Raw genomic sequence first — 14,963 nt, 5'->3', positions numbered from 1 at the left:
GTCAGGGGTGGCCTTCGGCAGGCCGCCCCTCGATCGTGCGACAGTGCCGCAGGTAGCGACAGGGTGCGGGGCAGCCTTCTCACGTGATCACCGCGCGTGTTGCCGAGCAGTGGGACCTGGAACTGGACGACCTCTTCGTGACCATCGGCCATCGCTTCGGCCGGGTGGAACTACGCCGCCGCATGCGTGACTACGTACGCGGTCTGCTCGCCCCGGTGGCCCGAAAGAACAGCTGGCAACTGGCCGAGCAGGCAGGTCACGCTACCCCTGACGGTCTGCAGCACTTGCTCGCCGGAGCGAAGTGGAACCCCGACGATATCCGCGACGACCTGCAGGAATACGTCGCCGACAAGCTCGGCGAGACCGATGGGGTCCTCATCATCGACGACACCGGGTTCATCAAGAAGGGCATCACCTCCGCCGGGGTTCAGCGCCAATACTCCGGAACTGCCGGCCGCACCGAGAACTGCCAGATCGGCGTCTTCGCCGCCTACGCCACCACCCGAGGCCGGGCCCTGGTCGACCGCGAGCTCTACCTGCCCAAGACCTGGACCGAGGACCGCGAACGCTGCCGCGCGGCCAAAGTCCCTGACGAGCGAGTATTCGCCACCAAGGGCGAGTTGGCCCGGCGCATCGTGCTGCGGTCCCTCGCCTCGCCGCTGCCCATCGCCTGGGTCACCGCGGACGCCGCCTACGGTCAGGAGGGCCGCTTCCGGCGACTGCTGGAACAGTCGGGCGTCGGCTACGTGCTGGCCGTGCCCAAGTCCCAGTTCACCGTGGGCTGTCCCCGCATCGACGGGCTGTTCTCGCAGGCCCCGGCCGAAGCATGGGAGAAGCTCTCGTGCGGTGACGGTGCGAAGGGGCCGCGTGTTTATTACTGGGCAGCAGTGCGGCTGCCAGCGGTTGCCGAGTTCGACTACCAGGGCGAGGTCCCCCACCGGATGCGGTGGGCGCTGGCCCGGCGCAGCATCAGCAAGCCCGATGAGATCGCCTACTACCTCGCTTACGCTCCTTTGGAGACCACCGTTCGGGAGTTGGTGCGGATCGCCGGGACGCGCTGGGCGATCGAGGAGTGTTTCCAGGCCGCGAAGAACGAGTGTGGCCTGGACCAGTACGAGGTCCGTCGCTACGTGGGCTGGTACCGGCACATCACTCTGGCCATGCTCGCGCACGCCTTCCTGGCCGCCACGGCGCACCAGGTCCGGGAAAAGGGGGCGGCACCGGTGAGGCAGCCGGGGCAATCGAGTTCACAGTGGCGGAGATTCGGCGACTCCTGGCAGCTTGTCGTCCCCAACCGCCGCACCTTCGTGGCCGTCGAGGACGACACCACGCGCTGAGCTGGTCGAACTGGCGCCGACGACGCCAAGCGGTCGCCCGCCGCTGTCACTACCTGCGACGCTGTCGCACGATCGAGGGGCGGCCTGCCGAAGGCCACCCCTGACCACTCCGCGGCCCGCTACACTCCAGCCGCCCAGCGAAACCCCAGGCCAGACAGCAAAATCCTGCTGGAGTACTAGGGCGCGTATTGAGTCGTGATCAAGTTGCGGGATTCGCCTTCGCTGCGAGGCCTGGTCCGGTAGATCTTCTTGCATGACGCGAGTACAACTGACGGATTTCGAGTGGGAGTTCATCGGACCGTACCTGCCGATCGGCGAGTATGGCCCGTACCCCAAGCGGCTGCGGCAGCAGTTTGAGGGCGTGATCTGGCGGTTCAAGACCGGCGGGCAGTGGCGGGAGGTGCCGCAGGAGTTCGGCGCCTGGTCGACCGTTCACAACCGCTTCCGGCAGTGGCGTGACGCCGGCGTCTTCGAGGCCCTGCTGGAAGGCCTGATCGCGGAAGCCGCGAAGCGGGGCGAGGTGGATCTGTCCTTGGTCAGCATCGACTCCACCACCGCCCGGGCACATCACGACGCTGCCGGGATGCACCTGGGTGAAGACGTCCTCACCGCCCTGGAGAAGGCTGCCACTGAGGAGAAGAAGACCAAGTCAAAAGGGGCGGCTGCGACGAACAAACCGGGCAGGACGTTGAAGACGATCCCGAGCGGGAAGAGCGACGGCGCATCCGGCGCCGGCGCAAACTCCGGCTGAAGGCCGCTCTCCTCGGACGCTCCAGGGGCGGGCAGACCAGCAAGGTCCACCTGGCCGCCGACCGGAACTGCCGCCCGCTGGCGTTCGTGCTGACCGCAGGACAGGCCGCGGACAGCCCGCAGTTCGCCCCCGTGCTGGGGCGGATACGGGTCCGCAGGCCTGTCGGCCGCCCCCGCACCAGGCCGGATGCCGTCGCTGCGGACAAGGCCTACTCGTCCCGCGGTAACCGCACCCACCTGCGAAAACGCGGCATCAAGGCGGTCATCCCAGAGAAGAAGGACCAAGCCGCCAACCGGAAGAAGAAGGGCTCCAGAGGCGGCCGGCCCATCAGTCACAACGCGGACCTCTACAAGGAGCGGAACACCGTCGAGCGCCTGATCAACAAGCTGAAGGCCTGGCGAGGCATCGCCACCCGGTACGACAAAACCCCGGACAGCTACCTCGCCGGCCTCCACCTGCGCGCCTCAATGATCTGGCTCAAGGACCTCACCCGAACCACCGATTGATCATGACTCAATACACGCCCTAGCCGACCATGATCAATCTCACCGGGATTTCCTGTACCTCAAATACTCACACCCGTAACCGCTCGCCCGACCCAGCGCCGGCGGCCGTGCCGTTGCTGCTGCCGAAGCCAACGACCGCCAGGGCGATCACGGCGAAGATGGTCAGCTCCCGCCGGGCCTGACCCTCGGTCTTGCCATGGCTGTGCCGCGCATCGCGGGCCCGGTCCATCGGGTGGGGCGCCACCGCACTGCGCTGTGACCCAGATCACTTGGGCCGGCCGTCACAGGGTCGGGGGGGCGCCCGTCCTGAGGCTGTCAGCACGCGGCCCGGCACCACGCCGGACCGCAGGACCACCATCTCAGGAGTCCGCCATCATGCGTGTTCTCGTTGCCGGAGCGAGCGGCGTCATCGGCAGCCGTCTCGTCCCCCTGCTCATCGCCGTCGGTCACGACGTGGTCGCCCTGGCCCGCGGCCCCCGGCGCACCGCCGAGCTCGAAGCCGTCGGTGCGGGCGTCGTCGCCGCCGACGCACTCGACCGCGACCAACTCCTCGCCGCGGTACAGCAGGCCGCGCCCGACGCGGTCGTCAATCTGCTCACCGCCATCCCCGCCGACGTCGACCCGCGCCACCTGGCCAGGGACTTCGCCCTCACCAACCGGCTGCGTACCGAAGGCACCCGCAACCTGCTGGCGGCCGCCCGGGCGGCGGGCGCGGGGCGGATCGTCGCCCAGGGTCTCGCGTACGGCTATCAGCCGGGCGCCGGACTCGCCAACGAGAACGACCCGCTGTGGCACGACGCGACCCCCCGCCAGTTCGCGCCGGTGCTCGCCGCTCTGGACTCTCTGGAGGAGCAGACAGCCGAGGCGGGCGGCACGGTCCTGCGGTTCGGGCACCTGCACGGTCCCGGTTCCGCTTACGCCGCCGACGGCGCCTTCACCGCCCAGGTCCGGGCGGGCAAGGTGCCGCTGGTCGGCGGCGGCCACTCGGTGTTCTCCTTCACGCACGCCGACGACGCGGCCACCGCGATCGTCGCCGCACTCGACCGCGATGCCGGCGGCGTCCTCAACGTCGTCGACGACGACCCGGCACCGCTGCACGTGTGGCTGCCGGAGTTCGCCGCCGGGCTCGGCGCGCCCGCGCCCAAGCGCGCTCCGGCCGCCCTGGCCCGGCTCGCGGTCGGCGGCTGGGGTGTCGCGTTCATGAACCAGCTGCGCGGCGCGGACAATGCCAGGGCCCGCCTTGCGCTCAACTGGCGGCCGCGGTACGCCTCTTGGCGCGAGGGCCTGCCTGTGACGGATACGGCCGCCAAGGCGGCATGATGCGGTTGAGCGTTCCGCGTTACGTCCACTGCAGGGAAGCCCGACGAAGGGTCCGCCGATGACCACCACGCCACCCACGGCCGCAGAGGCCCCGGACGCCGTCTTCGAGGAGTACCGGCCGCTGCTGCTCGGCCTCGCGTACCGGCTGATGGGCAGCATGTGGGATGCCGAGGACGTGGTGCAGGAGGCGTATCTGCGCTGGGCCGCGGCGGACCGCGCCGAGATCCGCGTCCCGCGCGCCTTCCTCATCACCGTCGTCTCGCGCCTGGCCCTGGACCAGCTGCGCTCGGCGCGCGTGACACGCGAGGCGTACACCGGGCCGTGGCTGCCCGAACCTGTCGCCTCCGATGCGTTCGGGCCGGCGCATACCGTCGAGCTGCGGGACTCGCTCGCGTACGCGACCCTCCATTTGATGGAGCGTCTGACGCCGGCCGAGCGTGCTGTGTTCGTGCTGCGGGAGGCGTTCGACCTGCCGTACGGCGAGATCGCTTCGATCGTCGGCGTGACCTTGGCGAACTGCCGCCAGCTGCACAGCCGTGCGGCCCGTCACCTCGCCACCGACCGCGAACGGTTCCACCTCGACGCGGACGCGCACGGTGAACTGTTGCGGCGCTTTCTCGATGCGGCACAGCGCGGTGATCTGGCCGCCCTGACAGACCTGTTGAGCGAGGACGTGGTGGCCTGGAACGACGGGGGCGGCAAGGTCCGCGCCGCACTGCGGCCGGTCGAGGGGCGCGCGAACGTCCTGGCGTTCCTGGCCGGCCTTCTCGCCCGCTACGGCTTGGGCGAGACGCGGCTGGTCGCGGTGGGCGACGGCTCGCCGGCGGTGTGGACCCAGGTCGACGGCAGCCGCCAGCTCGTCGCGTTCGACGTACGCGAGGACGGCCTGATCCACAACATCTTCGCCGTCCTCAACCCCGACAAGCTCACACACGTGGCCCCCTGGCCGTGACCGAGGGGAGCCGCACTGTGTCAGTACTGTCCGTGGCGGCCGTCGGTCCGCTGCCCACCGGGCCCGGACACGAAGTCGCTGGTCGTGTCGAGGTTGAAGTCCATCGGGAAACCGAGCTCGATCGCGCTCGCCTTGTCGAGCCGGGCGACGGCGTCGTCGGGCAGCTCCAGGTCGTTCAGCGGCGGCTCGTCGGCACTCAGCATGACCGCGACGCCACCGCCCCCCACGGCTCCCGGGCCGTCTACTCACGGAATGTCGCTGAGTCGAACCTGGCGTGGCCCTCGAAGGTCGCTGAGTGGAACCCGGCCGCGTCCTGGAAGGTCGCGGAGTCGAACCCGGCGTTGCCGAGGCGGGGGTGTCCGGTGGCGGGGTCGCGAAGGGCGTCGAGGAGGGCATCGAGAAGGGGTTCGGTGAAGGTGGTGCCGCGGTGGTCGATGTCTGTGCCGGGGGTCAGGTCGGCCAGGTAGGCGTCGCGGTCGATGTCGGCCAGGTGGGCGAGGCATGCGGTGTGGCCGGGGACGTGGATGCCGCGGCAGCCGACGGGGCCAGTAGCAGGGTCTGCGCCGTGTGCGCAGTACGGCCAGGAAGGCGCCCCGGGTACGGGAGGCGGGGATTGGCTCATGGCGTGGCAGCTCCATGGTGGGTCTAGGGCGTGTGTCGGAAGTGCTCTAGGTTGGCTCAAGTGAGTGCGCGGGGGCGGAGTTACCGATACGTCGGACCGGTCGAGCTGAAGACAGCAGTCCGGCCTGGCAGCGGCGGGTGCCGGATCAGCTCGGCGGCAGAGTTCGGCGGCTGGATTGCTGGGCGATCGGCGGCGGAGCTGGCCGAACCGTTCACCTTCGTGGTCGACACGGACGGTGTGCTTCGGCTGGCGCCGCGGCGAAGCGAGCACGTGGCCTGTGCCGGCGGAGGCCGCGTGCATGCAGGTCGCCTCGAACAGGCGCCGCTGCTCCACCGCGATGCCGGAGTCCGGGTGTGAGTAGTTGAGGTACAGGAAATCCCGGTGAGATTGATCTTGCTGGGAGCCGCTCGTCCGCACCGAAATCAAGATCGGATACGCCCGGGTCTCAACCGGCGGCCAGAAGCTCGAACGACAGCTCGACGCGCTCACCGCCGCCGGGTGCCGGAAGATCTTCGCGGACAAGAAGTCCGGCAAGAACGCGCTCCGCCCCGAACTGAAGGCGTGCCACGTCTTCCTCGACCCCATCGACACCCTCGTGGTCCCCTCGCTCGACCGCTACGGCCGCAGCCTCCAGGACCTCATCAACATGGTCGCCGAACTGCGCAAGCGCGGCATCGGCTTCACCTCACTGCACGAGAACCTGGACACCACCACCCCCGGCGGCCGACTCGTCTTCCACGTCTTCTCCGCCCTGGCGGAGTTCATCCGCGAACTCATCGTCATCGGCACCAACAGCGGAGCGCAGGTGTCACCCCAGGGCGAGCCATCGGATGCCGAGCTGTTCGATCTGCGCGGCCTCCGATTCGTCCAACGGCTCGCGGCCGGTAGCTTTGCGCAGGAAATGCGGCTGGCTCCAACCCAATTTGTCAGCGGCCGCCATCTGCTCTGCGCCGAGAAGCAGCTCCATCACAGCGTCACCGGCCGACGAGGTCAGCCAGGGCTCGCGTCCGCGTGCATCAGCCAGGTCAAGACCGTGGACGGCGACTTCAACAACTCGGGTGAGGAGAAACTCCGACAAGAGCATGGCGTCACCATGACGCGTCCGCACGGTACGGCTGACCGGTTGGACCCGGCACAGCCGGTCGACTCGCCGCCAGGTTGCGGTGAAATCCTCGGTGAAGGCGGCACCATCAGCCGGCTCTGCCGCCCGGTTCTGCGCCAGAGCGATCCGGGCACCGTTAGTTTGTGGTGAAAAGCGGTCGTCCGGGCGGTAATAGTCCGCCGCGGAAATCTTGGCGTCACCCGGTGCTGGCGCGTCCAGCATGCCCGGAAGCCAATCGATCACCACGCACACGTGCCCGAGCAGGTCGCGTACAGTCCAGGGGGCGCAGCGCGTCGGGAGGTTCCACTCGGTCTCAGTCAGCCCTGACACTGCATCGCTAAGCGCTGCGGATTCCTGACGAAATGCTTCGAGCACACGATCTTGATTCACGCTGGTGACGTTATCAACTGGCCTCGACCAGGCGGCTGTTGGTCATGCCCCCAGCTCAGCACAAGGGATTCTCCACGACGCAGACCCGTCCGCTTATACCCCAGTTTCCGGGCGAGAGCCTGTCTGGACTTCTCGTCGGGGAAGGCGCGGCCGTCGCGTACTACGCCCAGAACATTGCCGTGGTCGCCGTTCGGGCCGCAGAAGACGCGAGGGAAGAGGATGTCAGGGGCCACTTGGTCATCCAAGCAGGTCATCGGATCACTGGCCCCCGCCACCCCGACGTGCTGGCCGCCCAACGACGCGAACGCGTTCGCGTTCGCAGCAAGAAAGGCATCCGCTGGGGTGGGCGTCCCGCCGTCGTGTGACCGGTCAGTTCGGCAAGGTCGGGTCGGTCAGCTGCATGGGCCCATCTCTTTCGGACCGTAGAGGGCAGCGGCCTCTCCTGTGATCAAGGCCCAGTAGCGGTCCCCGAACGACCAGTGCCACCACTTCCCTGATGATTAGATGTGTTCAAGCATCAGGGAAGGGGCGAGTGTGAGTGAGTGGCATGTGGTGTGGGTGCCCGACCCGGGCCGGTGGGGGACGCTTCCTGAAGCGGGAGTGTTGGGGGTCGAGGACCTTCCGACGGCGGTCGAGCGGATCGGCTTGATGCCGGGTGACCCTGTCTTCATCGCTCCAGATTTCACCATCGACTCCGACCTGCTGGATTTCGTTCTCTCGAAGCACTTCCGCTTCCTTGCCCGCGAGACGAAGCGAAACTACGCCACGGACATTCGGATCCTCCTCACCTTCCTGTCATCGCGCGGGATCGACTGGCACCGGGCCTCCGAGCAGGATCTGCTGAACTACAGGACCTGGCGCTGTGATGCTCCGCAGAATCCCGAGCGAATCAGCGGGTCGAAATGGAACCGTGAGGCCGCCGCCTTCACCCGCCTGTTCAAGTGGGCGAGGGTGAGCCCGAGGCCGGTGGACGCGTCCCGGCGGGGGGACCGTGCGGCTGACTCGGTCAGCGCCCGGGTGTCGTGGCTGACACCACGTACGTGGAGCTTGTGGTCAGACGTCGGCCTGCGCGGTCACGGCCGCGACGGGGTGCCGACTTGGGGATGGGATGCGCGGACCGAGGCCCGTAACACCTCATTCGTCCAGTTCACCTTGAGCTCGGGGCTTCGACGGCAGGAAGGCGGGTCGCTGTTGACGTTCGAGCTGCCCGCTCAGCGGTTGCAGCACGGGCGCTACCAGCACGGCCAGCTCGCCGGGGCCGTGACCCGGTCGAAGAACGGCCGTACCTTCTACACCTCGCTGGACGCCCTTGGGCAGGTCGAGACCTACGTACAGTCGGAGCGCGCTTGGGCGGTAAAGCGCGCTCAGCAGATGGGCCGTTACGAGCGGGTTGAGCAGATGCGCCTGGTCACGAAGGTGACCCGCGGCCGGGCACCGAGAGTCTTCTGGGTGGACCGAAATGGTGTCGAGGGCCGTCAGTACTTGACCCATCTGGGCTGGCGGGAACGGCAGTGGCTGTTCCTTGAGGGCCCGGAGGGCCCGGAACCCGCGTGGCTGTGGCTGACCGAGCAGGGCTTGCCGATGCTTCCTGACCGTTGGAACACGGTATTCACCACGGCGAACCTGCGCTGCGAAGGGGTGCTGTTGTCCCCCGCCGAGCGGGAGATGAGCAGGAACCTCCGAGCCGCAGAGGTCCGGGGCCTGACTCCGTACGCGACCCCGCACTCCACGCGTCACTCCTTCGCGCTCTACATGCTCATCGTGCTGAACCAGCTGATAGAGGCCCGCTTCGGATTGACCGCGGCGGATCGCCGGGATTTCGCGATGCTGTTCGGCGATCCCTGGTGGCTGGTCAAGACCCTCCTCGGGCACGCGGACGTCGAGACGACCAAGCGCCATTACCTGGCTCCCGTCGCGCACCTGCAGCTGGAGTCGATCCTGGCGACGGCCGAGGCAGACGAACCCGACCGCAAGGTCGAGGACATCGACGGCGTGTTCGCACGGCTCGCGAAGGAGTCGGCTGGGATCCAGGACATCGACGTCATCGTCGACCGGCTGCCGGCAGCCGGCCGATGAGCCGCCGCGGGCGTCGGGCGGTCCTGCCTCCGACCGACTTCACGACGGAGGCACCGCTTGCCGTAAACGGACTGGTGGTCACCATCGTCAACAAGGCTGGTCACGGGAAGGACTTCGTCTTCTCCGGCCTGCCAGTCCCGGAGCCGATGCAGCGCTCCCTGGCAACGGTGTTCGCTGCCCAGCAGGTGACGTGGACCAGCCATTACAGCGCCACAGCCACCTGGAACAGGCTGAAGGTGTTCGCCGAGTTCATCTCCGGTCTCGACACTCCTCCCGAGGATCTGACAGGCCTGGACGCGGCGACGCTCAAGCGCTGGCGGCTGCAGAACATCAGAACGAACACCGGTCGCACCACGCTGCGGGTAGTCCATCGGATGCTCCGCAGCGACCCCCGGTTGAGCGAAGGGCCGGTCGCAGAGGAGCTGGCCCGTCGCGTTCCCGCCCCGAAGCCCGTCAGGAAGTCCTACGACGAGGCGGAACGTGAGCACGTGCTGCTGGCAGCAGGCCGTCAGTTCCGGGCTGCCTGGCTCAGGATCCGGGAGAACAGTGAACTGCTGGAGAAGTGGCGGGCGGGAACCCTGGATGAGGGCAGCCGAGACTGGCGACTCGGGGAAACTCTGGACCATGTGGCGCGTGTCGGGGACGTGCCCCGTACGCAGTTGCCGAGTGGTCGGCAGGCCGTCACCAACCGTGGGTTGCTAGGCGGCCGCGACATTGAGCACACGTGGGCTCGACTGTTCTTGACCCCGTCGGAGCTGACAGCCCTGGCCGTACTGCTGACCGATCGCTTCGGCTGGAACCTCTCCGTCTATGACCGTATGCCGACCCCGACCAGGGCTCCGTCGGTTGCGGAGGGCACGAACGTGACCTACCAAGTGCGGGTCGAAAAGCGCCGGGCCGGGAACGGTCGCTGGTTCTCCACGGAGAACATCACCGACTCCGGGGCCGATTCGCCCGGGCGATTGATCACGCAGGCACTGCAGGCCACACTCTACGGTCGACTCCTGGCTGCTCAACTCGCTCCGGGTACAGACCTGTTGATGACGGCCCACGCGGTTCGCCAGAGGGGCGCACGCAAGGACACGGACCGTCCTCCGGCAGTCGGCCCGCTCGTTTTCGGTGTCTCGGGTGTCGACGGGAAGTCCTGGGCGATCGAACACAAGTTGAGCGGCTCGCCCTTCCGACAGATCCGACGCACAACGGTGACGCGAGAGGGCAAGCCTCTCCAGCACACGCAGGGGACGCACGAGAGCGTCTACGTGCTGCCCGACCAAAAAGTCCGGCAAGCCTCGCAGCAGATCTTCGAGGACGGCGCGCTCGAAGCTCTCGACCAGTCGCAGAAGATCTTCTTTGGCGGCCACCTCGCTCAAGGTCCGGACCCGGCCCACGGGCAGACCGCGACGGCGGACTGCGCGGACGAGACCACCACCCCATGGCCTGCCCCGGACGGCGGCTGCGGAGCCGACTTCCTGCTCTGCCTCGCCTGCCCTAACGCACACGTCCACCCAGGTCACCACCCCCGCCTCGCCCTGCTTCACGAACACATCCAGGGCCTACGGTCGGCGATGCCTGAACACAGATGGCACCAGCGCTGGTACGAGCACTGGCAGCGGCTTGACGACCTGGCGGACAAGGTCGGCCGCCCGTCCTGGGCTGCCGCTCGGGTACGGGCCTGCGACACCGACCGCACCCTGGTCGATCTCCTGCTGAAGGGACAACTTGCCTCATGAGCCTCCCTCTTGCCTCGGAGAGCGACCCCTATCTGCTGCCGATCCCCACCCCGGACAGCCTGGTCGTCCTTCCTCGGTGGATCAGCTCCGGAAACGCCAACCCCAACGGTCGTTACCAGGAGCCGGTCTGGCCGCTCGGGCCGTTCATCGACCGTCCCGGCGCCAGTCTGATCAAGATCCACTGGAGGAACTGCCCCGCGCCGATGACGGGGCAAATCAAGCAGGTGACCTGGATTCTGTTGAACGGCCAGCTGCGGCCCACCTACCTCCAGAGCCGAGGGATTCGGGCCCGTTCCAGAGGCTCCGCCAATGAAATGCGGGAAACCTGCTACGAGTGGATGCGACTCGGCCGCTGGCTGGACACCGCTGGCGTCAAAGATCTGCGTGGCTGCAGCGATGACCACTGGATTGCTTACGTCGCGGACCGTTTCCGTGCCAATCCGACCCGGCACTACGCTGAGGAGACTCTGAGTCGCCTCACTGATCTGTGGGCATTCGACCAGCTCTGCACTCAGCCCATCGGCGTCACGCAACCGCCTTGGGAAAGGGAAGGCGTCGACAACTATCTCCCATCCTCCACCTCGCAGGACACCGGCGAGAACACAACCGAGCCGCTGGATCCGAGCGTGGTGAGCCCGCTACTGATGTGGGCGATCCGCATGGTCGACGACCTCGCGGACGACATCCTGGCCGCCTGGGTGGAATGGCGCCGCATGCAGCAGTTGGCCATCACCAACCCGAGCTCGCCCGCGGGACTGGCCGCGCTTGACGACTACCTTTTGCCCCGACTCGCCGCGGGCACGGACCTGCCGACCACCGAGTGGCGCGGCAAGACTGTCCTGGCCGCAACATTCATCGCAGCCACCGTCGGCTGCAGCGTCAACCAGGTCAGTGGCTTTCGACAACGCCATGAGCTCAGCACGCTGCAGCCAGGGCCCTGCCCGCTCCCGGTAGCCGTGACCGGGCAGATCAACGGCAGGCCCTGGCGCGAACACTTCGACTTCAACGAGGTCTCGACCTTGATGAGGCAGTTGGCCACCGCCGCGATGATCGTCTGCCTCTATCTGACCGGCATGCGACCGCAGGAAGTACAAGGTCTGCGGTCCGGCTGCTGCCCCGACCCCGAGGACGGCAGCCGCCACCTCATCCGCAGTCACCACTACAAGAACGTCACTAACGACGACGGCCAGCACGTCTCGGCCGGCGAGGAACGGGAGGTCCCTTGGGTCGCCATCACCCCGGTCGTCCGCGCGATCCGAGTCCTTGAGCGCATGGTCCCTGAGGGCGAACTGCTCTTCGCTTCCGCCCATCACGACTTTGCCCGCGGCCGCCAGCGCGGCGGCGCCTTGAAGAACAGCAGCATGAACCAGCGGATCGAGGACTTCATCGCCTGGATCAACCGGGAGACCGAATCCCATGGGCTGCAGAACCAGGGCGTCCCCCAAGACCCTCACGGCGCCATCGGGCTCGGGCGGTTCCGCCGGACCCTGGCGTGGCACATCGCCCGCAGACCTGGTGGGCTCGTCGCGCTCGCGATCCAGTACGGCCACATGCGCACCGTCCTCGACGCCCGTACGTCCAGCGGGTACGGCAGCCGAAGCCGCCGCGGCATCCACAGTGTCCTTGACGTCGAGACCGCCCTGGCCGCGGCTGACACCGCCGCGCGGCTGCGGGACGGCCTCGCCGCCGGCGAGAAGATTTCCGGTCCCGCCGCCCGACGAGCCCTCACTGCCGCGGTCCAGGTGCCACGATTCGAGGGCCGTACCGTCACCCAGAAGTTCGCCAAACAGGCCGCCGACTACCTGGCCCGCGACGGCCTGGTCCTCTTCGACAACCCGGACGCTTCGCTGATCTGCGTCTTCAAGCGCGACAACGCGCTCTGCGAACCAGGCCCCGATGCAACCGCCCCGAACCAGTTCGATTGCCGCCCCGGCTGTGGGAATGCCGTCCGCCTTGACAGCCACGCGACCGAACTGCTGGAAGAGACCGACCGCATCAACAAGCTCGCGGCCCTCTCCCCTCAGCCGCTGGCCAGGCGCCTCCGCATCGCCGCCGACCAATACCGCGCCACCGCCGACACTCACCACGCCACCGCCCAACCTGCCGAGGACCTGTCGTGACCGAGCAATCCACCGACGAGCGGACACGCATCCGTGCCGCCATGGACCGGCTCCTCGCCGGCCGGCCGACAGCCTCCGACGGCGCACTGACCGTCGTCGCTCTCGCGGCCGAGGCCGGTGTTCACCGCATGGCCCTCCAAAAGCGCCATGCGGACCTGAAGGCCGAGTTCTACGAACGCGTCCGCACCGAGACGAAGCAACCCCCGGAATCGGAGAGGCGGCTCCGTAATACCGTGTCCGACCTGAAGGAAACCGTTGCCGCGCAGAGGGCCGAAATCACGGCGCTCCGGCACCAAGTCACTCAACTCGCACTCGCGAACGCCGTCCTCACTCGCCAGGGCCACAATCTGAGCGAGAGCTCGGCGGAGGCACCAGCCAATGTCGTACCCCTCCGTCCGAAGGGAGAATGACCAGACGGGCACCTCCGACCGCAGGTCCGGGCCACCTCTCTACCGATAGCACCTGGGCATCGAAATCCAGAAGCCATTCGGTGGCGTTCCAGGCAGGATGCCTTTGTGAACCATGTTCTGTGCGGGCTTGCCGCCAACGTAAGCCTGCCGTCCGAGCTGGTCGACCGGCTGATCGCGGTCGCGGACGCCGAGATCGCTGCGGACCTCGCTCATCGGGCCGACCTCAGCCACGCGCAGGCGGTAGTGCTGGCCTCTCGTGTCGAGGAAAGCGCTGTGTCGCTTGCGTATGCAGGCATGCTGACCGCCGCAGACGTTGATCCCGCGACGCAACCGGACGTCGCGCTCGCCCTGCTTGCCGAGCGTGCCGGACGCCCGGAGTGGGCGCGCCTCCTCGCGGAAGATCCAGTCGTCGAGCGCCGGGAGAAGCTGGCCGCCTGCTCCGGCCTTCCGCTCGATGTGATGGAGATGCTGGCCACCGACTCGGACGTACAGGTCGTTGCGGAGCTCGCGTTGTGGACGACACCGGAGACGGCCACCAGACTTGCGGCGCATCCGCATGCCGAGGTCCGTCGCGCGGTGGCGGCCAACGAGGCGACGCCACCGGCCGTACTGGCGACGCTGCTCACCGGCGAGGGGCTGCCACCCGCACAGCGGTGCCTGGTCTGCGACCGTGAAGAGGCGCCGTTCGTGCACGATCCACAATGCTCGCGACTCGACTGCGATTTGCCGTCCGGCGCCTCCTGCGACGGCTCCCACGAGTCCACCAGGCACGAGACACAGCAGATGGCGATTCGGAATCCGGTTACACCTGCCGAAGCCGTCGTCGGCTTCGCCGGCCATTCTTCGCTGCTGTTGCGCTGGGCACTTGCCGGCCGCCCCGATCTGCCATCAAAGGTCTGCTCTCGGCTCGCCGTAGATTCGAACCCCGGTGTTCGAGCCGATCTCGCCGAGAATCCGGCGATCGACGAGGTCTTGATCCGCGCACTGGCCACCGACCATGACCACGAAGTGCGGCGCAGGCTCGCCCACAACCCGCTCGTTCCGCTCGACGTGCTGACCCACCTGGCCAGTGCTACCAGGATCGGCGCCACTCTGCTGCCGCGGATCGCCTCCGCATCCCTCGACGAGGTCGAGAAGCTGGCCGAATCACCGAACCCAGCCGCGCGGATGCTCATAGCCCAGCGCCGCGATCTGCCACTCGCTGTACGCGACGCGCTGGCCGCCGACTCCGACGCAAAAGTGGTCAAATCCATCGCTCCACACCCGGGCCTCTCGGAAGGTCAACTGCGCACCATGCTCGACCGGCAAGGAGTCCGGGTCGTCGCTAAGGTGGCCGCCAATCCGGACGCGACTCCGGCGCTTCTGGAAGACCTTGCCCGGCACGAACCATCGGTGCAGAAGGCGTTCCGCGAGATTGCCCGGCATCGCAATGCGTCGGCACCGGCGCTGCTCGCCTGCCTGGAAGACGCACAGGCGAGGCCTATAGCCGCCCGTCATGCGGCACTTCCGCCGCCGATCATCGAAGAGCTACTCACCGACGCCGACTGGCAGGTGGTGGAGGCGGCAGCCGCCAATCCTTCGCTGCCCCTCGCTGTCATGTCGGATCTGATACCCCGCCTGTAAGCCCTGGCCGCCAATTGAACTCTC

At 67.7% G+C, this 14,963-nt stretch carries 12 protein-coding genes and 5 pseudogenes; 12 read left to right on the top strand and 5 right to left on the bottom strand.

The window, feature by feature from the left end; translation table 11 throughout:
• Positions 1–83 precede the first annotated feature (83 nt).
• Positions 84–1,337 carry an IS701 family transposase gene (locus tag ACTYVM_RS23165; protein ID WP_445525936.1) on the top strand — a complete coding sequence of 418 codons (1,254 nt, stop codon included), beginning with the start codon at positions 84–86 and terminating at the stop codon, positions 1,335–1,337.
• A gap of 253 nt (positions 1,338–1,590) precedes the next feature.
• Positions 1,591–2,594: pseudogene (locus tag ACTYVM_RS23160) on the top strand (IS5 family transposase).
• 67 nt (positions 2,595–2,661) lie between these two features.
• On the opposite strand, the gene ACTYVM_RS23155 reads toward ACTYVM_RS23160, so the two are convergent.
• Complete coding sequence (locus tag ACTYVM_RS23155; RefSeq protein WP_445527779.1) at positions 2,662–2,823, bottom strand: hypothetical protein; 162 nt, start codon at positions 2,821–2,823, stop codon at positions 2,662–2,664.
• Between the two features lie 146 nt (positions 2,824–2,969).
• Here ACTYVM_RS23155 and ACTYVM_RS23150 point away from each other — a divergent pair, with 146 nt between their 5' ends.
• The gene (locus ACTYVM_RS23150) at positions 2,970–3,914 is read left to right on the top strand and encodes an NAD-dependent epimerase/dehydratase family protein (RefSeq protein WP_445527778.1); all 945 of its coding nucleotides are present in this window, start codon (positions 2,970–2,972) and stop codon (positions 3,912–3,914) included.
• Between the two features lie 58 nt (positions 3,915–3,972).
• Positions 3,973–4,866, top strand: a complete 894-nt coding sequence (locus ACTYVM_RS23145) for an RNA polymerase sigma-70 factor (protein WP_445527777.1) — start codon at positions 3,973–3,975, stop codon at positions 4,864–4,866.
• Positions 4,867–4,886: 20 nt separating this feature from the next.
• Here ACTYVM_RS23145 and ACTYVM_RS23140 read toward each other — a convergent pair whose 3' ends face one another.
• Both ACTYVM_RS23140 and ACTYVM_RS23135 read right to left on the bottom strand, forming a co-directional pair.
• A complete protein-coding gene (locus ACTYVM_RS23140; RefSeq protein WP_445527776.1) occupies positions 4,887–5,069 on the bottom strand; it encodes a hypothetical protein in 183 nt (60 codons plus the stop codon).
• A gap of 38 nt (positions 5,070–5,107) precedes the next feature.
• On the bottom strand, positions 5,108–5,488 hold the full coding sequence (locus ACTYVM_RS23135) for a pentapeptide repeat-containing protein (RefSeq protein ID WP_445527775.1): 381 nt from the start codon (positions 5,486–5,488) through the stop codon (positions 5,108–5,110).
• Positions 5,489–5,548: 60 nt separating this feature from the next.
• On the opposite strand from ACTYVM_RS23135, the pseudogene ACTYVM_RS23130 reads away from it, so the two are divergent.
• Together ACTYVM_RS23130 and ACTYVM_RS23125 are read left to right on the top strand one after the other, a co-directional pair.
• Positions 5,549–5,785, top strand: a pseudogene (locus ACTYVM_RS23130) (hypothetical protein); the annotation flags it as partial.
• A gap of 124 nt (positions 5,786–5,909) precedes the next feature.
• Positions 5,910–6,233 (top strand): annotated as a pseudogene (locus ACTYVM_RS23125) (recombinase family protein); the annotation flags it as partial.
• Positions 6,234–6,296: 63 nt separating this feature from the next.
• On the opposite strand, the gene ACTYVM_RS23120 reads toward ACTYVM_RS23125, so the two are convergent.
• Positions 6,297–6,920: a maleylpyruvate isomerase N-terminal domain-containing protein gene (locus ACTYVM_RS23120; RefSeq protein ID WP_445527784.1), complete on the bottom strand. Its 624-nt coding sequence runs from the start codon at positions 6,918–6,920 to the stop codon at positions 6,297–6,299.
• A 329-nt stretch (positions 6,921–7,249) separates the two neighbouring features.
• Between ACTYVM_RS23120 and ACTYVM_RS23115 the strand changes: the two are divergent.
• A pseudogene (locus tag ACTYVM_RS23115) lies at positions 7,250–7,345 on the top strand (integrase); the annotation flags it as partial.
• 27 nt (positions 7,346–7,372) lie between these two features.
• Here the strand turns inward: ACTYVM_RS23115 and ACTYVM_RS23110 are convergent.
• Positions 7,373–7,471, bottom strand: a pseudogene (locus ACTYVM_RS23110) (M15 family metallopeptidase); the annotation flags it as partial.
• Positions 7,472–7,514: 43 nt separating this feature from the next.
• On the opposite strand from ACTYVM_RS23110, the gene ACTYVM_RS23105 reads away from it, so the two are divergent.
• The 5 genes from ACTYVM_RS23105 to ACTYVM_RS23085 all read left to right on the top strand — a co-directional run bounded on the left by ACTYVM_RS23105 (position 7,515) and on the right by ACTYVM_RS23085 (position 14,939).
• Positions 7,515–9,056: a site-specific integrase gene (locus tag ACTYVM_RS23105; RefSeq protein ID WP_445527774.1), complete on the top strand. Its 1,542-nt coding sequence runs from the start codon at positions 7,515–7,517 to the stop codon at positions 9,054–9,056.
• Positions 9,057–9,130: 74 nt separating this feature from the next.
• The gene (locus ACTYVM_RS23100; protein ID WP_445527773.1) at positions 9,131–10,786 is read left to right on the top strand and encodes a hypothetical protein; all 1,656 of its coding nucleotides are present in this window, start codon (positions 9,131–9,133) and stop codon (positions 10,784–10,786) included.
• Positions 10,783–12,906 (top strand): site-specific integrase, encoded by a 2,124-nt coding sequence (locus ACTYVM_RS23095; protein WP_445527772.1) that lies wholly within the window; start codon positions 10,783–10,785, stop codon positions 12,904–12,906. Before ACTYVM_RS23100 ends, ACTYVM_RS23095 begins: the two co-directional genes overlap by 4 nt.
• The gene (locus ACTYVM_RS23090; RefSeq protein WP_445527771.1) at positions 12,903–13,316 is read left to right on the top strand and encodes a hypothetical protein; all 414 of its coding nucleotides are present in this window, start codon (positions 12,903–12,905) and stop codon (positions 13,314–13,316) included. Before ACTYVM_RS23095 ends, ACTYVM_RS23090 begins: the two co-directional genes overlap by 4 nt.
• 105 nt (positions 13,317–13,421) lie before the next feature.
• The gene (locus ACTYVM_RS23085) at positions 13,422–14,939 is read left to right on the top strand and encodes a hypothetical protein (protein WP_445527770.1); all 1,518 of its coding nucleotides are present in this window, start codon (positions 13,422–13,424) and stop codon (positions 14,937–14,939) included.
• Positions 14,940–14,963 lie beyond the last annotated feature (24 nt).

The organism is Streptomyces cyslabdanicus, assembly GCF_052663305.1.
Note: the sequence above shows the minus strand (reverse complement) of the source record. Positions and strands in the feature narration are given on the sequence as shown.